This is a genomic window from Streptomyces sp. NBC_00207 (assembly GCF_045160965.1).
GTDB lineage: Bacteria > Actinomycetota > Actinomycetes > Streptomycetales > Streptomycetaceae > Streptomyces.
The window spans coordinates 4,947,784-4,970,794 of the sequence record NZ_CP130715.1; the positions used below are offsets into that span (position 1 = coordinate 4,947,784).

The 23,011-nt window shown below is 72.7% G+C and carries 23 protein-coding genes, 1 tRNA gene and 1 pseudogene; 13 read left to right on the forward strand and 12 right to left on the reverse strand.

The features are described from left to right. Positions 1–17 precede the first annotated feature (17 nt). The 3 genes from OG472_RS23345 to OG472_RS23355 all read right to left on the reverse strand — a co-directional run bounded on the left by OG472_RS23345 (position 18) and on the right by OG472_RS23355 (position 2,985). Positions 18–1,475 (reverse strand): PP2C family protein-serine/threonine phosphatase, encoded by a 1,458-nt coding sequence (locus OG472_RS23345; RefSeq protein WP_405831074.1) that lies wholly within the window; start codon positions 1,473–1,475, stop codon positions 18–20. Positions 1,476–1,613: 138 nt separating this feature from the next. Continuing rightward, positions 1,614–2,111: an FHA domain-containing protein gene (locus OG472_RS23350; RefSeq protein WP_327415068.1), complete on the reverse strand. Its 498-nt coding sequence runs from the start codon at positions 2,109–2,111 to the stop codon at positions 1,614–1,616. A 10-nt stretch (positions 2,112–2,121) separates the two neighbouring features. Further along, positions 2,122–2,985, reverse strand: a complete 864-nt coding sequence (locus tag OG472_RS23355) for an FhaA domain-containing protein (protein WP_383565148.1) — start codon at positions 2,983–2,985, stop codon at positions 2,122–2,124. A gap of 293 nt (positions 2,986–3,278) precedes the next feature. Here OG472_RS23355 and OG472_RS23360 point away from each other — a divergent pair. The 6 genes from OG472_RS23360 to OG472_RS23385 all read left to right on the forward strand — a co-directional run bounded on the left by OG472_RS23360 (position 3,279) and on the right by OG472_RS23385 (position 8,832). Next, positions 3,279–3,361, forward strand: a tRNA-Leu gene (locus OG472_RS23360). Between the two features lie 259 nt (positions 3,362–3,620). Further along, positions 3,621–5,327: a sensor histidine kinase gene (locus OG472_RS23365; protein WP_405941987.1), complete on the forward strand. Its 1,707-nt coding sequence runs from the start codon at positions 3,621–3,623 to the stop codon at positions 5,325–5,327. Positions 5,328–5,335: 8 nt separating this feature from the next. Further along, positions 5,336–5,995 carry a response regulator gene (locus OG472_RS23370; protein WP_401609968.1) on the forward strand — a complete coding sequence of 220 codons (660 nt, stop codon included), beginning with the start codon at positions 5,336–5,338 and terminating at the stop codon, positions 5,993–5,995. A 53-nt stretch (positions 5,996–6,048) separates the two neighbouring features. Then, entirely contained in the window at positions 6,049–7,449 is a 1,401-nt protein-coding gene (locus tag OG472_RS23375) for a DUF2252 domain-containing protein (protein WP_401609965.1), read from the forward strand. A 108-nt stretch (positions 7,450–7,557) separates the two neighbouring features. Beyond that, entirely contained in the window at positions 7,558–8,406 is an 849-nt protein-coding gene (locus OG472_RS23380; RefSeq protein ID WP_405941988.1) for a J domain-containing protein, read from the forward strand. Between the two features lie 81 nt (positions 8,407–8,487). Next, positions 8,488–8,832, forward strand: a complete 345-nt coding sequence (locus tag OG472_RS23385; RefSeq protein ID WP_319721992.1) for a rhodanese-like domain-containing protein — start codon at positions 8,488–8,490, stop codon at positions 8,830–8,832. Positions 8,833–8,839: 7 nt separating this feature from the next. Here the strand turns inward: OG472_RS23385 and OG472_RS23390 are convergent, their stop codons facing one another. The 6 genes from OG472_RS23390 to paaA form a co-directional block, all read right to left on the reverse strand. Then, entirely contained in the window at positions 8,840–9,982 is a 1,143-nt protein-coding gene (locus OG472_RS23390) for an acyl-CoA dehydrogenase family protein (RefSeq protein ID WP_405941989.1), read from the reverse strand. A gap of 91 nt (positions 9,983–10,073) precedes the next feature. Beyond that, complete coding sequence (locus tag OG472_RS23395; protein ID WP_401609958.1) at positions 10,074–11,177, reverse strand: 2Fe-2S iron-sulfur cluster-binding protein; 1,104 nt, start codon at positions 11,175–11,177, stop codon at positions 10,074–10,076. Next, on the reverse strand, positions 11,178–11,684 hold the full coding sequence (paaD, locus tag OG472_RS23400) for a 1,2-phenylacetyl-CoA epoxidase subunit PaaD (protein WP_401609955.1): 507 nt from the start codon (positions 11,682–11,684) through the stop codon (positions 11,178–11,180). Next, entirely contained in the window at positions 11,678–12,433 is a 756-nt protein-coding gene (gene paaC, locus OG472_RS23405) for a 1,2-phenylacetyl-CoA epoxidase subunit PaaC (RefSeq protein WP_405941990.1), read from the reverse strand. Before paaC ends, paaD begins: the two co-directional genes overlap by 7 nt. Beyond that, positions 12,430–12,714: a 1,2-phenylacetyl-CoA epoxidase subunit PaaB gene (gene paaB, locus OG472_RS23410; RefSeq protein ID WP_383565165.1), complete on the reverse strand. Its 285-nt coding sequence runs from the start codon at positions 12,712–12,714 to the stop codon at positions 12,430–12,432. The genes paaC and paaB overlap by 4 nt, the downstream gene beginning before the upstream one ends. Further along, complete coding sequence (paaA, locus tag OG472_RS23415; RefSeq protein ID WP_405941991.1) at positions 12,711–13,760, reverse strand: 1,2-phenylacetyl-CoA epoxidase subunit PaaA; 1,050 nt, start codon at positions 13,758–13,760, stop codon at positions 12,711–12,713. The genes paaB and paaA overlap by 4 nt, the downstream gene beginning before the upstream one ends. 135 nt (positions 13,761–13,895) lie before the next feature. Between paaA and OG472_RS23420 the strand changes: the two genes are divergently transcribed. The 3 genes from OG472_RS23420 to OG472_RS23430 are packed head-to-tail and all read left to right on the forward strand — an operon-like array spanning position 13,896 to position 16,533. Further along, positions 13,896–14,558, forward strand: a complete 663-nt coding sequence (locus tag OG472_RS23420; protein WP_405941992.1) for a DUF5819 family protein — start codon at positions 13,896–13,898, stop codon at positions 14,556–14,558. Beyond that, entirely contained in the window at positions 14,543–15,730 is a 1,188-nt protein-coding gene (locus OG472_RS23425; RefSeq protein ID WP_401609944.1) for an HTTM domain-containing protein, read from the forward strand. Before OG472_RS23420 ends, OG472_RS23425 begins: the two co-directional genes overlap by 16 nt. A 23-nt stretch (positions 15,731–15,753) precedes the next feature. Continuing rightward, positions 15,754–16,533, forward strand: a complete 780-nt coding sequence (locus OG472_RS23430; protein ID WP_401609941.1) for a TrmH family RNA methyltransferase — start codon at positions 15,754–15,756, stop codon at positions 16,531–16,533. Here the strand turns inward: OG472_RS23430 and OG472_RS23435 are convergent. Beyond that, positions 16,489–17,433, reverse strand: a pseudogene (locus tag OG472_RS23435) (hypothetical protein); the annotation flags it as partial. The gene OG472_RS23430 and the pseudogene OG472_RS23435 overlap by 45 nt on opposite strands. A 108-nt stretch (positions 17,434–17,541) precedes the next feature. Between OG472_RS23435 and OG472_RS23440 the strand changes: the two are divergent. Beyond that, complete coding sequence (locus OG472_RS23440; RefSeq protein ID WP_405831089.1) at positions 17,542–18,201, forward strand: MerR family transcriptional regulator; 660 nt, start codon at positions 17,542–17,544, stop codon at positions 18,199–18,201. Between the two features lie 10 nt (positions 18,202–18,211). On the opposite strand, the gene paaN is transcribed toward OG472_RS23440, so the two are convergent. Further along, positions 18,212–19,894 carry a phenylacetic acid degradation protein PaaN gene (paaN, locus tag OG472_RS23445; RefSeq protein WP_383565176.1) on the reverse strand — a complete coding sequence of 561 codons (1,683 nt, stop codon included), beginning with the start codon at positions 19,892–19,894 and terminating at the stop codon, positions 18,212–18,214. Between the two features lie 124 nt (positions 19,895–20,018). On the opposite strand from paaN, the gene OG472_RS23450 reads away from it, so the two are divergent. The 3 genes from OG472_RS23450 to OG472_RS23460 are packed head-to-tail and all read left to right on the forward strand — an operon-like array spanning position 20,019 to position 22,283. After that, positions 20,019–21,530 (forward strand): 3-hydroxyacyl-CoA dehydrogenase, encoded by a 1,512-nt coding sequence (locus tag OG472_RS23450; RefSeq protein ID WP_405941993.1) that lies wholly within the window; start codon positions 20,019–20,021, stop codon positions 21,528–21,530. Further along, entirely contained in the window at positions 21,527–22,114 is a 588-nt protein-coding gene (locus OG472_RS23455; protein ID WP_383565180.1) for a TetR/AcrR family transcriptional regulator, read from the forward strand. The genes OG472_RS23450 and OG472_RS23455 overlap by 4 nt, the downstream gene beginning before the upstream one ends. A 7-nt stretch (positions 22,115–22,121) precedes the next feature. Next, positions 22,122–22,283 (forward strand): hypothetical protein, encoded by a 162-nt coding sequence (locus OG472_RS23460; protein ID WP_401609934.1) that lies wholly within the window; start codon positions 22,122–22,124, stop codon positions 22,281–22,283. 89 nt (positions 22,284–22,372) lie between these two features. On the opposite strand, the gene OG472_RS23465 is transcribed toward OG472_RS23460, so the two are convergent. Then, the gene (locus OG472_RS23465) at positions 22,373–22,954 is read right to left on the reverse strand and encodes an Lrp/AsnC family transcriptional regulator (protein WP_405941994.1); all 582 of its coding nucleotides are present in this window, start codon (positions 22,952–22,954) and stop codon (positions 22,373–22,375) included. Between the last annotated feature and the right edge of the window lie 57 nt (positions 22,955–23,011).

The window sequence follows — 23,011 nt, forward strand, 5'->3', positions numbered from 1 at the left end:
GCGCCCGCGTGTGACTGCTACTTCCCGCACAGGCCGACCAGCTGCTGCTCCTCGGGAGTCAGGCTGGGACCGGGTGTCGGAGTGTTCTGCGCCTCGGCGTTGCGGCGCTCTTCGTCCTTCTTGCAGGCGGAGGTCTGGACGCCGAGGTCGTCGAGCTTCCTCTTGGCGGCGTCGAGGCTGCCCTCGCTGATGGTGGCCTCGACCAGCTTGCGCTTGAAGGGCGGCAGGTACTTCAGTTCGATGTCGGGGCGGTCGGTCTCCACCTTGGAGAGCTTCAGCGGGCCCAGCTTCGGGCTGATGCCGCGGAAGAGCGCGACGTGCTCGCCGTTCTTGCCGACGTAGAACTGCGTCTGGGTCCAGCGCCAGCCGGCGTACAGGCCGCCGCCGATGACACCGGCGACGATGAGCAGGGTCAGCGTACGGGTGGTCCACTTGCGCCCTTTGCTGCGGCGCCTGCGGGGGTGGTCGTACGTGTCCTCGTAGCCGGAGTCGGCGTCGTAGCGGTCGGCTTCGCCGAAGCTGCCGTAACCGCCGCCGCCCTGGCCCTGCTCGGAGTAGCCGTAGCCGGGGGCGTCGCCGCTGCCGGGGGGGCCGAAGGCGCCGGGCGGCGGGGACTGGCGGCCGAGGCCCGAGGCCCGGCCGGCCGGGGTCTGCATGGCGTTGCCGCCGTCGAAGAGCTGGTGCTGGTTCTCGGCGACCGCGCCGACGACCACCGGGGTGTCGCTGACCTGGGCGGCGAGGGTGTCGCCGCTGTCGGTGTCGAGGACGTCGGCGACGATGCAGGTGATGTTGTCGGGTCCGCCGCCGCGCAGCGCGAGCTGGATCAGGGACTGCACGGTCTCGCGGGGGCCGTGGTAGTCGGCGAGGGTCTCTTCCAGGGTCTGGTGCGAGACGACGCCGGAGAGCCCGTCTGAGCAGATCAGGTAGCGGTCGCCGGCGCGGACCTCACGGATGGAGAGGTCGGGTTCGACGATGTCGCCGCTGCCGAGCGCGCGCATCAGCAGCGAGCGCTGCGGGTGGGTGGTGGCTTCCTCTTCCGTGATGCGGCCCTCGTCGACGAGGCGCTGCACCCAGGTGTGGTCCTGGGTGATCTGGGTGAGGACGCCGTCGCGCAGCAGGTAGGCGCGGGAGTCGCCGACGTGGACGAGGCCGAGGCGCTGGCCGGTCCACAGCAGGGCGGTCAGGGTGGTGCCCATGCCCTCGAGCTGGGGGTCCTCCTCGACCATGACGCGCAGCTGGTCGTTGGCGCGCTGCACGGCGGTGGCGAGGGAGGTGAGGATGTCGGAGCCCGGGACGTCGTCGTCGAGCTGCACGAGGGTGGAGATCACCTCGGAGCTCGCGACCTCGCCGGCGGCCTGGCCTCCCATGCCGTCGGCGATCGCGAGGAGCCGGGGGCCGGCGTAGCCGGAGTCCTCGTTCCCCTCGCGGATCATGCCCTTGTGTGATCCGGCGGCGAACCGCAGGGACAGACTCATGCGCACCTCGCCGGTCGGCTCCGGGTACAACCGGTCTCGAGCCACACTGCCCACCCTCCGGTCGGGAGCGCGCACGTGTCCGTGTCCTCGGTGGGACGGATCACCGCCGCGCGCTCGCTCCGCTCGCTCATTCTCGTACTACTTCCGCAGCTCGATGACGGTCTTGCCGATGCGGATCGGTGCGCCCGGCGGAATGGGCGTCGGGGTGGTCAGCCGGGTCCGGTCGAGATACGTGCCGTTGGTGGACCCGAGATCCTCGACGATCCACTGGCCGTCACGGTCGGGATAGATCCTGGCATGGCGGCTGGACGCGTAGTCGTCGTCCAGCACGATCGTGGAGTCGTGGGCGCGGCCCAGCGTGATCGTCTGGCCGGCGAGGGCCACCGTGGTTCCCGTGAGGGTGCCCTCGGACACGACGAGCTTGGTCGGCGCACCGCGGCGCTGGCGCTGCTGCGGAGGCGCGGCCTGGCGGCCCGCCTGCTGCGGTGCGCCGGTGGCGCCGCCGCGGCGGGAGCCGCGCTGCGTCACTCTCGTTCCGAAGAGGTCGCTGCGGATGACCTGGACGGCCACGATGACGAACAGCCACAGAACGGCTAGGAAACCCAACCGCATGACCGTCAGGGTCAGCTCTGACATTGCCCCCGCTTCACCCTTCGGCTTGCCGGTAAATGATGGTGGTACTGCCCACGACGATCCGCGAGCCGTCGCGGAGCGTAGCGCGGGTGGTGTGCTGCCCGTCCACCACGATGCCGTTGGTGGACCCGAGATCCTGGATCGTCGAGGGCGTTCCGGTCCGGATCTCACAGTGCCGGCGCGATACGCCGGGGTCGTCGATCCGCACGTCGGCTTCCGTGCTTCGGCCGAGTACGAGCGTGGGGCGCGAGATCTGGTGGCGGGTGCCGTTGATCTCGATCCAGTGCCGCCGGGGACCGCCCGGGCCGGCCGCGGGGGCCGCTCCGGCAGGTCCGCCGGGGGCGGGACGCCGCGCGCCCGCGCCGCCGGGTGGCGGCGCACTGGGCATGGGCGGGGCGGCGACCGGCGGGTAGCCGTATCCACCACCGCCCTGCGGCGGGTTCTCCGGCGGGTAGCCGTAGCCGCCCTGCGGTGAGGGAGGCCCTGCCTGCGGCTGGGAGGTGCTGGAGGCGAGGGTGCGGCTGCGGACCCGGTAGAGCCCGGTGTCGAGGTCGTCGGCCTTCTCCAGATGGACCTTGATGGGGCCCATGAAGCTGTAGCGCTGCTGCTTGGCGTAGTCGCGGACGAGGCCCGCGAGCTCGTCGCCGAGCTGCCCGGAGTAGGGGCTCAGACGGTCGTAGTCACCGGCGCTGAGTTCGACGATGAAGTCGTTGGGGACGACGGTCCGCTCGCGGTTCCAGATGGTGGCGTTGTTGTCGCACTCCCGCTGGAGGGCTCCGGCGATCTCCACCGGCTGGACCTCGGACTTGAACACCTTGGCGAAGGTGCCGTTCACCAGACCTTCGAGTCGCTGCTCGAACCGCTTCAGAACTCCCATGGGGCACCTCCTCCGTCGTTGTCGCCCTGTACTGCTTACTGATCGTATCCACGCATGGCGGATTCGGGTGGTTCCCCATCGCTCCTGTGAGGACGAGTGTTGGTCCTCACAAGGGATCGTAGGGGCGCCGCAGGAACAGTGTCCCGCACCGGGACGGGAGTGCGGGAGGGGCCGTCCACGGCGGGGTGCGGGTGTCCCGGGAAAGCGATTTCAAACCACCCCGCTCACCGTGCTAATGTTTCGACGTCGCCAGGGGAACGGCCCGAAAGGGAAGAACCACTGGGGCGCTGCTCGGGCGAGTGGCGGAACGGCAGACGCGCTGGCTTCAGGTGCCAGTGTCCTTCGGGACGTGGGGGTTCAAATCCCCCCTCGCCCACATCGACGAGACGGTCGTCACTGCGAAAGCGGTGGCGGCCGTTTCGCATTTCCGGCCCCGTCGCGTGTGTGACGTACGTCCCTCCCGGGGCCCCTGACGTGCCGGCTTGCCCGCGGACCCGGTTGGTTGGGATCAACTGTCCGCATGGCGAGACCAGTTGCGGCCGGCGGAGGCGAGGGGCGGGCGGACGACTTTCGTCGCGGCGGGTGCGACGAAAGAGGGCGGCCGGGTCGGGCGCCGGGTGTCTAGGGTCGGTCGGGTGGATGTGACGGCGAAGACGCGTGCGGGCTGGGACTGGCTGAGGGGGCCGGAACCGTGGACCCGGCGGATGCTGGCGGCGGACCTGGCGGTCGGCGGTGTGCTGGCCGTCCTCGGCCTGGGCGTCGACGAACTCAGCGGCGGGTCTGTCCCTCGGATGCTCGTGGGCTCCGCGGTCGTGGTGGCGCTGACCCTGATGCGCCGGCGGCTGCCGGGGACCGCGCTCGTGGTCGCCTCGGCGGTGAGCGCCCTCCTCCCGGGGACGTTCTTCATCACACCCCTGCTGGCGTGGTCGGCGGGGCGGCGGATCGTCGGGGTGGGCCGGGCGGTGGCCGCCTTCGCGCTGGCCTTCGTCGCGGCGGTCGGCGCCAGCGTGGCGGACCAGTCGGAGCAGATGCAGCCGCTGCTGGTGATCGTGTTCTCCACGCTGATGTTCCTGGCCATGATCGTGATGCCGGGTCTGGCCAGCCGGTACTGGTCGCAGCGGCGCACCCTGCTGCGGGCGCTCCACGAGCGCAACGGACAGCTGCTGCGCGAGCGGGCCATGGTCGCCGGGCAGGCGAGGCTGCGCGAGCGGCAGCGCATCGCCCAGGACATGCACGACAGCCTGGGGCACCAGCTGGCCCTGATCTCCGTGCACACCGGGGCGCTGGAGGTGGATCCGGAACTCACCGGCCGTCAGCGCGAGGCGGTGGGTGTGCTGCGGCAGGCCTCGGTGGCCGCGATGCACGAACTGCGCGAGGTCGTCGGCATCCTGCGCGACGGCGTGGAGGCGCCCGCGCCGGTGGAGGAGGCCCAGCCCGCGGCGCGCGGCGTGGCCGGGATCCCGGGGGTCGTGGAGGCGGCGCGCGGCTCGGGCACCGATGTGCGGCTGAGCACGTCGGGGCAGCCCAGGCCGCTGGTCGCGGCGTGCGACCACGCCGCGTACCGGATCGTCCAGGAGGCCCTGACGAACGCGTACAAGCACGCTCCGGGGGCGCCGATCGCCATCGAGCTGCGGTACGAGGACGACTCGCTGGTGGTGGAGATCGCCAACGGGCCGGCGGCCGGTCCGGCGGACGCCGAGGTGGTCTCCGGCGGGCAGGGCCTGACGGGGCTGCGCGAGCGGGCGCGGCTGGTCGGCGGGATGGTGCACGCGGGCGCCACCGAGGGCGGCGGGTTCCGGGTGGCCGGGGTGCTCCCGTACGGGACGGAGCCGGCCGGGGTGGAGGACGTGGCCGACGACTTCGGGCAGCGGGCCCATGCGCAGACGGACCTGCAGGCCGGGGTGCGGGGGCCGGGCGGGGAGCAGCCGATGGACTGGGCGGCGGTGGACCGCGAGCTGGCCGTACGGGTGCGCAGCCGGACCGGCGGCCTGGCGGTGGGCTGCGGGATCGCCTTCGCGGCGGTGGTGCTTCTGGTGATCGTGCTCGGCGCCGGGGTGGTGCTGCTGGTGGACTCGGCGAGCGACGCGATCATCGGCCGCGACGAGTTCGACGCCGTGCACGTGGGCGAGTCCGAGGTGTCCGTCCGCGACCGGCTGCCGAGCGGCGAGAGCTTCATGACGGCGGGGGCGGAGCGCAAGGGGCCGGCCAGGCCGCCGGGCTCGGAGTGCCTGGCCCTGCTGGCCGAGGACCAGCCGGGGAGCTGGGGCAAGGACCTGGTTTTCCGGTTCTGCTTCAAGGACGGCAAGCTCGTCGACAAGCAGGTCTACGAGGTCAAGCAGTAGGAGCACGGGTGACAGCCGAAGTGATCCGAGTGGTGATCGCCGACGACGAGCCGCTGATCCGGGCCGGGATCAGGATGATCCTGACCTCGGCGCCGGACATCGAGGTCGTCGCGGAGGCGGCGAACGGCCGGGAGGCGGTGGAACTGGCCCGCTCGCACGCGCCCGACGTGATGCTCCTCGACATCCAGATGCCGGTGATGGACGGGCTGACCGCACTGGGGGAACTGCGGCGGGCCGCGCCGCAGGTGCGCGCGCTGATCCTGACGACCTTCGGGGAGAAGGAGAACGTGCTGCGGGCGCTGGGCCAGGGCGGCGCGGGATTCCTGCTGAAGGACTCGGCGCCGGGCGAACTGATCGGGGCCGTCCGGGCCGCCGCGTCCGGGGACGCGTACCTCTCGCCGGGGGCCACCCGGCACGTGGTGGACCAGCTGGCCTCGGGGAAGGCCGCCGTGCGCGGCGAGGAGGCCCGGCGCCAGGTGGCGGCGCTGAGCGAGCGGGAGCGCGGTGTGCTGGCGCTGCTCGGCGAGGGACTGTCCAACGCGGACGCGGGCCGGCGGCTGCACATGAGCGAGGCGACCGTGAAGACGTACGTGAGCCGGATCCTGGCCAAGCTGGGCTGTGAGAACCGCGTCCAGGCCGCCCTGCTGGCCAGGGACGCCGGGCTGTAGATACGGTCAGCCCGTTCGAAAAAGCGATCGATGAACGGGTGGGGGCGGCGCCGATGGCGGCGGTAGCGGGGCAGCGGATTCCGGACGTGGCGGGCTTCGCGCCGCGGGTGGCTGCGGGTTCGCCCAAGGGGCAGGGCAAGGCGCTGCGCGTGCGCGTGCCGCGGTCGGCGCACGCCGCGTTCGTGGCGCCGGCCGACCGGCCGGACGCGGTCCGGGCGGTGGAGGAGTCCAATGCGGGGCGGGTCGCCGAGCTGACTCCCATACGGGTGGGCCGGATGGCCGCGAACCCCTTCGCGTTCCTGCGCGGGGCGGCCGGGCTGATGGCCCACGACCTGTCGGGCGGCCCCGTGACCGGGGTCGGCGCACAGATCTGCGGTGACGCCCACGCGGCGAACTTCGGCCTGTACGGGGACGCCCAGGGGCGGCTCGTGATCGACCTGAACGACTTCGACGAGACCGTGTTCGGCCCGTGGGAGTGGGACGTCAAGCGGCTGGCGGCCTCGCTGGTGCTGGCCGGCCGGGTGGCCGGCGCGGACGAGGACACCTGCCGGGCGGCCGCGCTCGACGCGGTGGGCGCCTACCGGCGGACCATGCGGCTGCTGGCCAGGCTGCCCGCCCTCGACGCGTGGAACGCCATCGCGGACGAGGAGCTCGTCTCGCACACGGACGCCCGCGACCTGCTGGGCACGCTGGAGCGGGTCTCGGTGAAGGCCCGCAACAACACCTCCGCCCGGTTCGCCGCCAAGTCGACGCAGACCGGGCCGGACGGCGCCCTGCGCTTCGTCGACGCGCTGCCCGTGCTGCGCCGCGTCGGTGATGCGGAGGCCGCGGCCGTGGCGGCCTCGCTCGGCTCCTACCTCCAGACGCTGCAGGGCGACCGGCTGCCGCTGCTGGCCCGGTACGCGATCCAGGACGTGGCCTTCCGCGTGGTGGGGACCGGGAGCGTCGGCACCCGCTCGTACGTGGTGCTGCTGCTGGACCACCGGGGCGAGGCGCTGGTGCTCCAGGTGAAGGAGGCACGGCCCTCGGTGCTGCTGCCGCACCTGCCCGCGCTGGGCTTCACCTCGCCTCCCGAGGAGCACGAGGGCCGCCGGGTGGTCGCCGGGCAGAAGCGGATGCAGGTGGTCTCCGACATCATGCTGGGCTGGACCACGGTGGAGGGCCGGCCGTTCCAGGTGCGGCAGTTCCGCAACCGCAAGGGCAGCGTGGACCCGGCGGCGCTGGCCGTCGACCAGATCGACGACTACGGGCGGATGACCGGCGCCCTGCTGGCCCGGGCGCACGCGCACAGCGCCGACCCGCGGCTGCTGGCCGGCTACTGCGGCAAGAACGAGGAGCTGGACGAGGCGATGGCGGCCTTCGCGGTGGCCTACGCCGACCGGACCGAGGCCGATCACGCCGACCTGGTGGCGGCCGTGCGGCGCGGCCGGATCGCTGCGGAAGCCGGGGTCTAGGACCGTGCCGGACCGCTTCGCGCCGGGCGGCGTCCCTTCCCCGGCCACCGTGGGCAAGGTGCCCCCGGTGAAGACGTCGCCCGCGCGGGCGGGCCGTAGGCTGGCCGGGTGAGCGAGCAGACCGAGCAGCCTGAGCAGACAGTCCCCGGTGGTTCCGGCGACTCCTCCACCGGTGCGGAGCGCCCCGAGGCGCGCCTGGAGCGGGCCGTACGGGCCGCCGAGCAGGCGCTGATCGAGTTCGAGATCGCGGTGGAGACCTTCCGCGTGGAGGTGGAGAACTTCTCCCGCCTGCACCACCAGAAGCTCGGCCCCATGTACTCCAGGCTCGACGAGCTGGACGCGCTGATCGCCGAGGCGAAGGCGGCCCGCAGCGGGGACCGCGACGATCTGCGCCGGGCCAAGGAAGCGCGCGCGCTGGTCATGCCGATGCCGGGGGTGGACGAGCTGTTCCACGACTGGCTGGGCTCGGACGGGATCTCCGACGACGCCTCCGCGATGCTCACCGACCGGCCCGTGCGGCCGCCGGAGCGGGTGCGGCCCTCGGAGGAGGTGCGCCGCCTGTACCGCGAGCTGGTCCGCCAGGCCCATCCCGACCTCGCCCAGGAGGAGGCGGAGCGGGAACGGCGCGACGCGTTCATCGCGCGGGTCAACGCCGCCTACGGGCGGGGCGACGAGGTGCTGCTGCGCGAGCTGGCCGAGGAGTGGGCGGCCGGCCCGGTCCCGGAGGCGGCCGCCCCGAGCGAGAGCGAGGAGCTGTACGCCCGGCTGGAGTGGCTGGCGCAGCGCAAGGAGCTGCTGGCGCTCGTGGCCCGGGAGCTGGAGGACAGTGCGATCGGGTCGATGCTGAGGATGGCGCCCGACGACCCGGACCGGCTGCTGGAGGAGATCGCGGAGCAGCTGCTGGCGCAGGTCTCCGAGCGCGAGGCGGAACTGGCGGCCGCGCTCGCCGCGGAGTGACCGGGCCGGACGGCGCCGGCCGGGCCGCATCCGCCCGTCGGATAGGTTGGAAGGACCATCTGCGATGAGAGAAGGCGACGTATGAACTTCGGACCGCTTCCCTCGGTGGACGCCGCCGCGGTGCCCTCCGAAGGCTTTGTCCTCGACGTCCGTGAGGACGACGAATGGGCGGCCGGTCACGTCGAGGGCGCTCTGCACATCCCGATGAGCGACTTCGTCGCCCGCTTCGGTGAGCTGACGGAAGCCGTCGAGGACGGCCGCCGGGTGTACGTGATGTGCCGGGTCGGCGGGCGTTCCGCGCAGGTCACCCAGTACCTGGTGCGCCAGGAGATCGACGCCGTGAACGTCGACGGCGGGATGCAGGCCTGGGACGGTGCCGGACGCCCGATGGTGACGGACAGCGGGAGCCCGGCCTTCGTGCTGTAGCCCCTGCTCAGCCGAGGGGGTGGGCGGCCAGCAGGTCGCCCAGGGCCTCCTCGTGCGCGGCGGCCGGGCCGAGCTGGAGTTCCAGCTGCTTGGCCCAGGCGTGGTAGCGGTGCAGCGGGTAGTCGGTGTCGGCGCCGAAGCCGCCGTGCAGGTGCTGGGCGGTCTGCACGACCCGGCGCACGCCCTCCGAGGCCCAGATCTTGGCGACCGCGACGTCACCGGAGCTCGGCAGCGGGCCGCCGGCGCCGCCGGTCGCGGCGTCGAGCCGCCAGGCGGCCTGCCACAGGGTGACCTCCATGGCGCGCAGGTCGATGTAGCGGTCGGCGGCCTGGACGGCGACCGCCTGGAAGGTGGCCACGGGGAAACCGAACTGCTCGCGCTTGCCGGTGTACTGGCTGGTCATCGTGAGGACGGCCTCGCCGAGCCCGAGCGCCAGTGCGCAGGTGCCGGCGGCGAGGAGCTGGCGGAGCCGCTCCCAGGCCTCGGGGGCGTCGATGAGGTGGGCGGCGTCCACCCGTACGCCGTCCAGGGCGAGTTCGGCGAGCCGCTCGCCGCTGGTGGAGACCTGCTCGGCGAGGGCGAGGCCCTCGGCGGTGCGCGGGACGAGCGCGAGGACGGCGTCGCCCTCGCCGGTGTGGGCCGGTACGGCGATCCAGTCGGCGCTCTGCGCCCAGGGGACGGCGGTCTGCGTGCCGTCCAGGATCCAGTCCGCGCCTTCGCGGCGGGCGGTGACGGCGAGTTCGGCCGGGTCGTGGCCGGAGCGGCCGTGCGCGGCGGTGGTGAGCACGAGCGTGCCGCGTCCGGCGGCGGGCAGCAGGGCGGCGGCCAGTTCGGGGCTGCCGTGGGCCTGGACGGCCATGGCGGCGGCGCAGTGCTCCAGCAGCGGGACCCGTGCCAGCACCCGGCCCGCCTCGCGCAGCACCAGGCACAGGGCGATGGCGTCCAGGCCGGCGCCGCCGTGCTCCTCGGCGAGGACCAGGCTCAGCAGGTCGGACCCGGCGAGCCTGGCCCACAGCGGGCGGTCGAAGTCCTCGGCGACGGCGCCGGGGGTGAGCGCGGGGCTGGGCACGCCGTCGGGTGCGACGTCCGCGAACACGGCCCGGGCCGCCTCGACGGCGGCCTGCTGCTCCTCGGTGAAGGTGAAGTCCACTGCCTGTCCTCCCGCGCGCGTTCAGGTCTGACGGTGCGTCAAGATAGAACACGTTCTGGAAATTGGACAGAGCAGCTTCACGAGTCGTGGCCTAGCGGTCGAAGTCGATCTCCACTTCCTCCGTCAGCGGGTGCGACTGGCAGGCCAGCACGAACCCGGCGTCCGTCTCCTCGGATTCCAGCGCGAAGTTCCGGTCCATCCGGACCTCGCCCGACACCAGGAACGCCCGGCAGGTGCCGCAGACCCCGCCCTTGCAGGCGTAGGGGGCGTCCGCGCGGTTGCGCAGCACCGCGTCCAGCAGGGATTCCCCGTCCTGGACCGGCCAGGTGCCGGAACGCCCGTCGAGCCGCGCGGTGACCCGCCCCTGCGGGGCGGCCGCCGAGGCCGCCGTACGGGCCGGGGCCGTGGGCTCCTCGACGTGGAAGATCTCCTCGTGCACCCGGGTCCGGACCACGCCGAGCACGCTCAGGGCCCGCTCCGCGCCCTGCACCAGGCCGTAGGGGCCGCACAGGAACCAGCCCGTCACCTCCGCCACCGGAAGCAGCGCGGGCAGCAGGGCCGCCAGCCGCTCCTCGTCCAGCCGCCCGGAGGGCAGCCCGGACTCCTGCTCCTCCCGGGAGAGGACGGTCACCAGCTGGAACCGCGCCGGGTACCGGTCCTTGAGGTCGGCGACCTCCTCCAGGAACATCGTCGAGGCCGCCGTACGGTCGCTGCGCACGAGGCAGAAGCGGGCGTCGGGCCGGGCGGCCAGCAGGCTCGCGGCGATGGACAGCACGGGCGTGATGCCGCTGCCGCCGACGATCGCCGCGTAGTGCCCCGACGCGGGGGCTGCGGCGGGCTCCAGCACGAACCGGCCGGCCGGGACCATCACGTCGAGGACGTCCCCGGCCGCGATCTCCTTGTGGGCGAAGGTGGAGAACTCCCCGCCCTCCACCAGCCGCACCCCGACCCGCAGCTCCGCCGGGCCCGGGCCGTCCGGCACCGGGGCGGGGGAGCAGATCGAGTAGGTGCGGCGGACCTCGGTGCCGCCCTCGGGGGCGGCGCGGCGCAGGGTCAGGTGCTGGCCGGGGGCGTGCCGGTACTCCTCGCGCAGTTCCGCGGGAACCCGGAGGGTCAGCGCCACCGAGTCGTCGGTGAGCCGGTCGACAGCCGCCACCGTCAGCGGGTGGAACGCGCCGTGGCGGGGGGCGGCCATCTACAGCTCCTTGAAGTGGTCGAACGGTTCGCGGCAGGCGGTGCAGCGGCGCAGCGCCTTGCAAGCGGTGGAGGAGAACCGGCTGAGCAGTTCGGTGTCGGTCGATCCGCAGTTCGGGCAGCGGACCGACAAGGTGAGCGGGACCGGTCCGCCGGCCGCGTGCGGGCGGGGCGGGGCGATGCCGAACTCGGCGAGCTTGCGGCGGCCTTCGGCGCTGATGTCGTCGGTCGACCAGGCGGGGGCCAGCACGGTGGTCACCCGCACCTCGGGGATGCCGTGGCCGGTCAGGGCCCGCTCGATGTCCGCCGACATGGCCTCGATGGCCGGGCAGCCGGTGTAGGTGGGCGTGAGGGTGACCTCGGCGTGGCCGTCCTCGTGCATCCGCACACCGCGCACCACGCCGAGCTCGCCGAGGGTGAGCACGGGCAGCTCGGGGTCCGGGACGGAACCGGCCAGCTCGGCCAGCTCCGCCTCCAGGCGGGTCACTCCGGCGTCGGCGGTCACCATGACGCCCCCGGGTGGCTGCGGTGCAAGTGCTGCATTTCGGCGAGCATCCGACCGAACGGCTCGGTGTGCAGGCCCTGCCGGCCGGCTCCGGCCGCCCAGGCGCCGGTGCGCGGCCCCTCGGGCAGAGCGAGACCGGCCCGCTCCAGCACGCCGGTCAGCGCGGTCAGCCAGCGCTCTTCCAGGACGGCCCAGTCCACGCCGTCGATCCCCTCGACCGGCTGGAACATCTCACCGGTGTACTTCCACAGGGCGTCCAGGGCGGTCCGCATGCGGAGCCGGCTCTCCTCGGTGCCGTCGCCGAGCCGCAGGGTCCACTGCTCGGCGTGGTCGCGGTGGTACGCGGTCTCCTTGACGGCCTTGGCCGCGAGCGGGGCGAACGGGCCGTCCCCGCGGGCCAGCTCCGCGTAGAGCTCGTGCTGGTGGAAGGAGAAGTAGAGCTGGCGGGCGATGGTGTGGGCGAAGTCGCCGTTCGGCTGCTCGACCAGCTGGAGGTTGCGGAAGGACCGCTCCTCGCGCAGGTAGGCCAGCTCGTCCTCGTCGCCGGCCATGGACAGCAGGATGCGGGCCTGGCCGAGCAGGTCGAGGGCGATGTTCGCCAGGGCGACCTCCTCCTCCAGGACGGGGGCGTGCCCCGCCCACTCGGCGAGGCGGTGGGAGAGGACGAGCGCGTCGTCGCCGAGCGCGAGAGCCGCCGAGACGGTGGTGCCGGTGGTTCCGGTCGTGCCGGTGCCGGTGTCCGTGCTGGTCACAGGTGGCTCACCCCCTCCGGGATGTCGTAGAAGGTCGGGTGCCGGTACGGCTTGTCGGCGGACGGGGCGAAGAACGGGTCCCGCTCGTCCGGCGAGGAGGCGGTGATCTGGGTGGAGGGCACCACCCAGATCGAGATGCCCTCGCTGCGCCGCGTGTAGAGGTCGCGGGCGTTGCGCAGGGCCATCTCCGCGTCGGGGGCGTGCAGGCTTCCCGCGTGCGTGTGCGAGAGGCCGCGGCGCGAGCGCACGAAGACCTCCCACAGGGGCCAGTTCTGCGTCATACCCGTGCCTCCTCGTTCTGTACGGCATTCGCCGCCGCTTGCCTTGCCACCTGCTTGTCCGCATACGCCGCGGCCGCGTCGCGCACCCAGGCGCCTTCCTCGTGGGCCGTGCGCCGCTGACTGATCCGCTGCTCGTTGCAGGGGCCGTTGCCCTTGAGCACGTCCCAGAACTCGGCCCAGTCGATGGCGCCGAAGTCGTGGTGCCCGCGCTCCTGGTTCCACTTCAGGTCCGGGTCGGGCAGGGTCAGGCCGAGGGACTCGGCCTGCGGGACGGCGATGTCCACGAACCGCTGGCGCAGCTCGTCGTTCGAGTGGCGCTTGATCCGCCAGGCCATCGACTGCGCCGAGTGCGCCGACTCGTCGTCCGGCGGGCCGAACATCATCAGCGAGGGCCACCACCAGCGGTCCACCGCGTCCTGCGCCATCGCGTGCTGGGCCTCGGTGCCCTGCGAGAGGGCGAGGAGCAGCTCGTACCCCTGGCGCTGGTGGAAGGACTCCTCCTTGCAGATCCGGACCATGGCGCGTGCGTAGGGCCCGTAGGAGCAGCGGCAGATCGGCACCTGGTTGGTGATCGCCGCGCCGTCCACGAGCCAGCCGATCGCGCCGACGTCCGCCCAGGTCAGCGTGGGGTAGTTGAAGATCGAGGAGTACTTCTGCTTCCCCGAGTGCAGCTTGTCGAGCAGCTCGTCGCGGCTGGTGCCGAGCGTCTCGGCCGCGCTGTAGAGGTACAGCCCGTGGCCGGCCTCGTCCTGCACCTTGGCCATCAGGATCGCCTTGCGGCGCAGCGAGGGCGCGCGGGTGATCCAGTTCGCCTCGGGCTGCATGCCGATGATCTCGGAGTGGGCGTGCTGTGCCATCTGGCGGACCAGCGAGGCGCGGTACTCGTCGGGCATCCAGTCGCGCGGCTCCACGCGCTCGTCCGCCGCCACGGCCGCGTCGAACGCCGCCGCGAGCTGTGCGCCCAGGTCAGCAGTCATGTCCGTCCCGTCCGTCCTGTCTGCCCCGAGGGCCGTGTCCGGTCCCGTCTCCGGGGTCACTGCCACCATTCCGGCCCCTTGTCAGTGTCTGCCGTCCGCCCGACCGACCGATCGTTCGGTTCATCCGCTTCAATGGTGAGACGGCGGCCCGTAGGGTGTCAACCTCTGTGGTCAACCCTGTGGACGCCGGACGATCGGGGCGGGATGGATTCGAACGGGCACGAGCTCGCCGAAGAGGCCGCTCCGCCACCGCCCCGGGCGCCCGGAATAGCCGGTCTGTCCACCCCGTACCGCGTCGTGACGGCCCTGGCCCTGGGGGCGGTCGCCGTGGCCGCCTGTGCGCACCTCGCGTTCGTCTTCCTCCACGTGGCACCGTCCAACACGGTCAGCAAGCAGCACGCGCGGACGATCGACAGCTGGATCTATCCCGAGTTCGAACAGAACTGGAAGCTCTTCGCCCCCAATCCGCTCCAGCAGAACATCGCCGTGGAGGCGCGCGCGGAGGTGCGGACCGCCGCCGGCGAGCTGATCACCACCGGCTGGCGCGACCTGAGCGCCGAGGACACCGCCGCCATCCGGCACAGCCTGCTGCCGAGCCACACCCGGCAGAACGAGCTCCGCCGGGCCTGGGACTTCTTCACCGGCTCCCACGACGAGGACAACAAGCCGACCGGGGACCGCGGCGAGCTCTCCGAGGAGTACCTGCAGCGGATCGCGGTGAACCGGCTCGCCCCGCAGCACCCGGGCGGGCACATCCTGCGGATCCAGCTGCGCTCGGCGACGACGGCGGTGCCCGCGCCGGAGTGGAGCACCGAGACCACCGACACCCAGACCTACTACCGGGAGCTGCCGTGGTGGACGGTGTGAAGCGGGCCCGGGCGGCCCTCGGGCGTGCGGCCGCGCAGGTCACCGGGCAGGCGCTGGGCCCGTACCAGAGCGCCGTGGTGCGCATCGGCTTCGCCGGGACCTGGCTCTTCTTCCTGCTGTGCGAGTTCCCCGTCCGCGCGGAGCTGTACGGGCCGGACGGGCCGTGGAGCTGGCGCCTCGCCGAGCGGCTGACCGACTCCAACGGCGCCTTCACGGTGCTGATGTGGTCCGACTCGACGCTGTGGTTCGAGATCGTCTACGCGGTCTCGGTGCTGGCGAGCCTCGGGCTGCTCCTGGGCTGGCGCACGCGGGCGACGTCCGTGGTGTTCATGGTCGGGGTGCTGTCGCTGCAGAACCGCAGCGTGTTCATGGGCGACGGCGGGGACAACGTCATCCACCTGATGGCGATCTACCTGGTGCTCACCCGGTGCGCGCAGGTGTGGTCGCTGGACGCGCGGCGGGCCCGGCTGCGGGGGTCGGCCTCCGCGGGAGCCGCCGGGCCGGTGCTGTGGGTCGTGCTGGGGGCCTTCTTCGCGTACGGGGTGGCGACCGGACGCTTCGGCTACGGCTGGCTGGCGGCCTTCGCGGCGCTGTGGGTGGTCTGCGTGCTGTGGTGGCTGGTGGACCGGTACGAGCCGGAGGGGGAGGGGCGCGCGGTCCTGGACGTCCTGGCCAACCTGCTGCACAACGCGGGCCTGCTGGTGATCATGGCGGAGGTCTGTCTGATCTACGCGACGGCGGGCTGGTACAAGATCCAGGGATCGCGGTGGCAGGACGGGACGGCCCTGTACTACCCCCTGGGGCTGGACTACTTCACCCCGTGGCCGGGGCTGTCCGCGCTGGTGGCGGGGAGCGGGACGCTGGTGATGCTGCTGTCGTACGGGACGGTGGCGGTGCAGGTGGCGTTTCCGTTCACGCTGTTCAACCGGCGGATCAAGAACGTGCTGCTGGCCGTGATGATGCTGGAGCACGTGGGGATCGCGGTGCTGCTGGGGCTGCCGTTCTTCTCGTTGGCGATGATCGCCGCCGACGCGGTCTTCCTGCCGACGGTGTTCCTGGTGTGGCTCGGCGCCCGCTGCGCCGCCCTGCGGCCGAGCCGCCGCGCGCCCGAGCCGGTCTCCGTCCCGGACCCGTCCACCCCCGTCCCCGCCCAGGGACCCGCACTCCGCTGACCTGCGGCCCGTAGGGTCGGGGCATGAGTGATCAGGCGGACGCAGACGAGACGGCACGGGAGTGGCGGGAGGCCGCAGGGCGGTCGGATCTTGTTCTGCTCGACGGGTTCCACGCGCTGAAGCACGCCCTCCGCTTCGGCGCCGACGTACGGATGGCCCTCGCTGAGGACCCCGGCGAAGTACGCGCGCTCGCCGCCGGGCTGGCCCCCGACGTCGAGGCCGACGTGGCCCGGCTGGTGCGCCGGGCCGCGCTCAAGGGGCTGCTCCCCCGCGTGCACCCCACCGGGGTCGCGGCCCTCGCCGTACGCCCCGACCGGGCGGCCGGCCTCGCCGCGCTCGGGCGGATGCCCAGGCCCGCGCCCGTCGTCGTGCTCGACAACCCCCGCAACCTCGGCAACGTCGGCGCCGTCGTCCGCCTCGCCGCCGGTTTCGGCGCCACCGGCGTGGTGACCCGCGGCGACCTCGACCCCTGGCACCCGAACGTGGTCCGGGCCGGGGCCGGTCTGCACTACGCCACCACCGTCGAGCGCCTCGCACTGGAGGAGTTCCCGCCCGGGCCGCTCTACGCGCTCGACCCGGAGGGCGTGGACATCCGTACCCTCACCCTCCCGGACGACGCCCTGCTCGCCTTCGGCTCGGAACGCCACGGGATCTCACCGGAGCTCCGGGACCGGGCCGACCACCTCGTCTCCCTGCCCATGCGCCCGCAGGTCTCCAGCTACAACCTCGCCACCAGCGTGGCCATGACCCTCTTCCACTGGGGCGGCCCGCCGGCCGGTGAAGAGGGCGGCGAGGACGCCTAGCGCGCCCCCGGCCAGGATCAGCGCGGCCGCGCCGAGCGTCGCCCCGTCCGGGTGGACCAGCGACTGGCCGCGCAGCGCCTGCCAGGTCAGCAGGGCGAGCACGGCCGAGTAGACCGCACCGGCCACGAAGACCAGCCGTACCCGTACCCGTTCGTCGCGCAGCCGGGCGAAGCGCGGGGCGAGTGCGGCCAGGACGAGCACGAGGAGCGGGAGCAGCTGCAGGGCGTGCATGCCGAAGAAGTGCGGGATGCGCAGGTCTCCGCCGGTGGTGGACCAGCCGGTGAGGAACATTCCGGGGCCGCCGTCGGGCACTCCCACGCTGTGCGCGCCGGTTTCCGGTGCCTCGACTCCGGCCATGTCGAGGCGCTGCTGCTCGGCGGTGGGCAGGGTCATCAGGACGGCGAGTGCGGCACCGGTCAGCGCGAGGACCGTGGAGATCCGGATCGACCAGGTCGTGGCCCGGTCGGCGGTCCTGGCGCGCCAGAGCAGGATCGCGACGACGAGCGTGGCGAGCCACAGCACGATCACGCTGTTGCGCATGAGCGAGTAGAGCTCGGCGTCGAAGGGCGTCGCCCTGTTGAAGTGGCTGCGCACTCCGCGCAGGACCTGCAGGGTGATCAGCACCATTTCCCCGACGCCCGCGGCGGCCACGACCGTGCCGGCCCACCAGGCGGCCCGGCGCAGCCGTCGCCGCTCCTCGCCCAGCAGCGAGATCATCCAGGCCAGGCTGAGGCAGTAGGCGGCGAGCGAGACCGAGAACTTGAAGGGCTTGGCCCAGATCGGCGCCCCCGTCAGCACGCGGTCGTCGACCAGGATTCCGACCGCGGAGCCGAGCGCCCACACGGCCATGACCAGGGTGAACAGCACCAGCGGGCGGTGCCAGGTACGCCAAGAGGACATCAGCATTCATACCCCCGTGATGAATGGATAGCAGCACTCTCTGCTATCTGATAGTGCCACTATCTATGATGGGGGTGGACAGGGCAAGCGAAAACAGGGTGAAGACACGTGCGCATCGGTGAGTTGAGCCGTCGGACCGGGGTGCCGGTACCGACGATCAAGTACTACCTACGGGAGGGTCTGCTCCCGGCAGGGGAGCTGACGAGCCCCAACCAGGCCAGCTACGGGGACGTGCACGAGCGCCGGCTCCGGCTGGTCCGTGCGCTGCTGGAAGTCGGCGGGCTCTCGGTGGCGGCCATCGGCGAGGTGCTCGCGGCCGTCGACGACAAGGAGCAGCCGGTGCACAAGCTGCTGGGCGCGGCCGCGCAGTGCCTGGTGCCCGGATACGGCGACGGCGCAGGCGGCGGCGGTGCGGAGGACGCGGAGACGGTGCTGGCCCGGGAGCGGGTGGCGCGGCTGATCGCGTCGCGCGGCTGGCGCATCGATCCCGGCAACACGGCCGTCGATGCGCTGGTGGCCGCGCTCGCCTCGCTCGACCGGGTGGGGCACGGCGGTTTCGCGGACGTGCTGGACGACTACGCGGAGGCGGCCGAGCGGGTGGGCCGCGCGGACCTGGACTACACCGCCCGCCGGGCGGCCCGCGAGGACCTGGTGGAGACGGTGGTCGTCGGCACGGTGCTGGGCGACGCGATCTTCGCCGCCCTGCGCAGGATGGCCCAGGTGGACGCCTCCGTCCGAACCTTCGGGGAGGAGGCGCCCAGGGCCTGATCGGGAGGGACTACGCCTGGCGGCGGACCTCCACCACCCGGAAGCGGTTCGCGACGAAGGCGCCGTCGCACAGCGCGGCATTGGCCGCGGGGTTGCCGCCCGAGCCGTGGAAGTCCGAGAACGCGGCGGTCTGGTTGACGTACACCCCGCCGGTCAGGTTCAGCGAGAGCTGCGCGGACTCCTCCAGGCAGACCTCCTCGATCGCCCGCTCGGTGTCCGCGGACGTCGTGTACGCGCCCACCGTCATGGCGCCCTTCTCCCGCACCGTGCGGCGCAGCAGGTCGAGGGCGTCGGCGGTGGTGTCCACGGCCACCGCGAAGGACACCGGGCCGAAGCACTCGGAGAGGTACGGCGCCTCCGGGTCCGGCTTGGCGGCGTCCAGCTTGACCATGACGGGCGTACGGACCACCGCGTCCGGGAACTCGGGGTTCACGACCTCCCGGGAGGCCAGGGCGACCTCGCCCAGTCCGGCCGCCGCCTCCAGCCGGGTCTTGACGTCCGGGTTGACCAGCGCGCCGAGCAGCGCGTTGGCCCGGGCGTCGTCGCCCAGCAGGCCGCCGACCGAGGCCGCGAGATCGGCGACGACCTCGTCGTACGTCTTGTGGCCGGCGTCCGTGGCGATGCCGTCGCGCGGGATCAGCAGGTTCTGCGGGGTGGTGCACATCTGGCCGCTGTAGAGGGACAGGGAGAACGCGAGGTTCGCCAGCATGCCCTTGTAGTTGTCCGTGGAGTCCAGGACGACGGTGTTGACGCCGGCCTTCTCCGTGTAGACCTGCGCCTGGCGGGCGTTGGTCTCGAGCCAGTCGCCGAACTCCGTGGACCCGGTGTAGTCGATCAGCTTGATCTCGGGGCGGACGGCGAGGGCCTTGGCGATGCCCTCGCCCGGGCGCTCGACCGCGAGCGCGACCAGGTTCGGGTCGAAGCCCGCCTCCGCGAGGACCTCGCGCGCCACCTGGACGGTGAGCGCGAGCGGCAGCACGGCCCGCGGGTGCGGCTTGACCAGCACCGCGTTGCCGGTGGCGAGGGAGGCGAACAGGCCGGGGTAGCCGTTCCAGGTCGGGAAGGTGTTGCAGCCGATCATGAGGGCGATGCCGCGCGGGACCGCCGTGAAGCTCTTGCCGAGGTTCAGCGGGTCCTTCTTGCCCTGGGGCTTCGACCAGTCGGCCTGCCCCGGGACCCGGGTCTGCTCCTCGTACGCGTACGCCACCGCCTCCAGGCCGCGGTCCTGCGCGTGCGGGCCGCCCGCCTGGAACGCCATCATGAACGCCTGGCCGCTGGTGTGCATGACCGCGTGCGCGAACTCGTGGGTGCGGGCGGAGATGCGGGACAGGATCTCGATGCAGACCAGGGCGCGCGCCTCGGGTCCCGCGTCGCGCCAGGCGGCCATGCCGGCCTTCATGGCGGGCAGCAGCACGTCCGGGTCGGCGTGCGGGTACTCGACGCCGAGCTCCGGGCCGTACGGGGACACCTCGGCGCCCGTCCAGCCGTCGGTGCCGGGCTGGCCGAGGTCCAGGCGCGTGCCGCGCAGGGCCTCGAAGGCGGCGAGCCCGTCGGCCGGCGCGGTCTCGCCGTAGGCCTTGGGGTGCTCGGGATGCGGGGACCAGTAGGCACGGCTGCGGATCGCCGACAGGGCCTGGTCCAGGGTGGGCCGGTGCTTGGCGGACAACTGGGGGACGGTGAGCTCGGCGGCCATCAGGGACCAACTCCTCGTTGAGCCGGGCGAAGAAGAGCAGACTGGAGTTAGAGTAACCGAACGATCGGTCGGGACAAGAGGGCCCGGCGGACCTGTGGATAAGTCGGTGCGGGAGGATCAGGACATGACAGCAATCGAGCGGTCCCGCACTGTGGCGGTCGTCGGAGCGGGCACCATGGGCCAGGGCATCGCCCAGGTCGCCCTTCTCGCAGGTCACCGCGTGCTGATCTACGACATCGACGCGACCCTCGCCGCAGACGGCGTCGGCTTCGTGCAGGACCGCGTCGACCGGATGGCCGCCAAGGGCCGTCTCGACCGGGCCGAGGCCGAGGACGCGATCGGCCGAATCGGTGCGGCGGCCGCCCTCGGGGACCTCGCCGGGGCCGCCCTCGTCATCGAGGCGGTCGTCGAGAACGTCACCGTCAAGCAGGCGCTCTTCGCCGCACTCGAAGAGGTGGTCGCGCCGGACGCGCTGCTGGCCACGAACACCTCCTCCCTCTCGGTCACCGAGCTCGCCGCCGGGCTCGCGCACCCCGGCCGCTTCCTCGGCCTGCACTTCTTCAACCCGGCCCCGCTCCTCCCGCTCGTCGAGGTGGTCAGCGGTTTCGCGACCGACCCGGCGGCCGCCGAGCGCGCGTACCGCACGGTCCTCGGCTGGGGGAAGACGCCGGTCCGCTGCGCCGACACCCCCGGCTTCATCGTCAACCGGATCGCCCGCCCCTTCTACGCCGAGGCCTTCGCGGTGTACGAGGAGCAGGGCGCCGATCCGGCCACCATCGACGCCGTGCTCCGCGAGAGCGGCGGCTTCAAGATGGGCCCGTTCCAGCTGACCGACCTGATCGGCCAGGACGTCAACGAGGCCGTGACCCGCTCCGTGTGGGAGTCCTTCTTCCGCAGCCCCAAGTTCACCCCCTCCCTCGCGCAGCGCCGGATGGTCCAGTCGGGCCGCCTCGGCCGCAAGTCGGGCCACGGCTGGTTCCCGTACGGCCCGGACGCCGTCTCCGCGCAGCCGCACACCGCCGGACCCGAGGAGGCCCCGGACAAGGTCACCGTGGTGGGCGACCTCGGACCCGCGGCGGAGCTGGCCGACCTGCTGGAGGAGGCCGGGATCGCGGTGACGGCCACCGAGCACGGGGGTCCGTACATCCAGCTGCCCGGGGAGGGCCAGCTGGTCCTGGCGGACGGGAAGACCTCGGTCGAGTTCGCGGACGTCGTGTACTTCGACCTCGCGTTCGACTACCGCGGCGCCACCCGGATCGCGCTCTCCGCCAGCGAGGACACCAGCGAGCGGACCCTCGCCGAGGCGATCGGCCTCTTCCAGAAGCTGGGCAAGCAGGTCTCCGTCATCGGCGACGTCCCCGGCATGATCGTGGCCCGGACCGTCGCGATGCTGATCGACCTCACGGCGGACGCCGTGGCCCGCGGCGTGGCCTCCGCCGAGGACATCGACACGGCGATGCGGCTCGGCGTGAACTACCCCGTCGGCCCCGCCGAATGGCACGACCGGCTCGGCCGGGACTGGGCCTACGACCTGCTCCACCACCTCGACGAGCGCTGTCCCGGCGGCCGGTACGCGCCCTCGCTGGCGCTGTTCAAGCTGGGCTACGCGGCGGGCGACGAGGAGGAGGCCGAATGACCACGGCCAAGCGGGACACGTACACCCCCGAGACGCTGCTGTCCGTGGCCGTCCAGGTCTTCAACGAGCGCGGCTACGACGGCACCTCGATGGAGCACCTCTCCAAGGCCGCGGGCATCTCGAAGTCCTCGATCTACCACCACGTCACGGGCAAGGAGGAGCTGCTGCGGCGCGCCGTCAGCCGGGCCCTCGACGGGCTCTTCGCGGTGCTGGAGGAGCCGGGCGCGGTCCGCGGCCGGGCGGTCGAGCGCGTCGAGTACGTCACGCGCCGCACGGTCGAGGTGCTGGTCTCCGAGCTGCCGTACGTGACGCTGCTGCTGCGGGTGCGCGGCAACACCCGGACCGAGCGCTGGGCGCTGGAACGCCGCCGCGAGTTCGACCACCAGGTGGCCGACCTGCTCAAGGCCGCCGCGGCGGACGGAGACCTCCGGGCGGACGTGGACATCCGGCTGGCCACCCGCCTGCTCTTCGGCATGGTGAACTCCCTCGTCGAGTGGTACCGCCCGCATCCGGGAACCGGCCAGGACCAACTCGCCGACGCAGTGGTCAGCATGGCCCTGGACGGCCTGCGCACCACCCGCTGACCCGCGGGTGCCACCCCCTGGGCGAACGCTGAACTGGACGAAGGGCGAGACCGTCGCGAACCTGGTCCGGGCCGACACGGGCAGGCACGGCGTCGTCGACTTCTGGAACCAGGGCTGGGAGGGCACCGACCTCGTGGTCGACCTGTCCGGCTTCTACGACACCCGGTGATCCACCGGTAGGCGTCCGGCAGACACCGCGCACAGCGCCCCGGGAACGGCCCTCACGGCCCATTCCCGGGGCGCTGTCGCGCGTACGGCCTACTCCTCGGAGATCGCCTGGGCCCCGGCGCCCGGTCCCCGCCCCGAGTCCAGGAGATCCGTTTCCTCGAAGACCAGCAGGGTGCGCGTGGAGAGGACCTCGGGAATGGCCTGGAGGCGGGTCAGGACCAGCTCGCGCAGCGTCCGGTTGTCCGGCGTGTGCACCAGCAGCAGGACGTCGAAGTCACCGCTGACCAGGGCGATGTGGGCAGCCCCCGGAAGCTCGCGCAGCTGCTCGCGGACCGTCCGCCAGGAGTTCTGGACGATCTTCAGGGTGATGTAGGCGGATGCGCCCTGGCCCGCGCGTTCGTGGTTGACGCGGGCCGTGAAACCGCGGATCACTCCGTCGTCGATGAGCCGGTTGATGCGGGCGTAGGCGTTCGCGCGCGAGACGTGCACCTGCTCCGCCACCGACCGTATCGACGCGCGGCCGTCCGCCTGCAGCAGCCGCATGATCGACCGGTCGATCGGGTCCAGGGGACGGGGTGCGACCGGAGGGACCCCCGGGGCACCGGGTGCGCCCGGGGCGCCCCCCGGTGGAACCGGTGCGGAACCAGCTCCGGCCATTTGTTCATCCGGCATTGCCCGATGCCTCCCTCTCCTGGACGTCCTGCATCCATCCCAGGGCCCCGGCGCCCG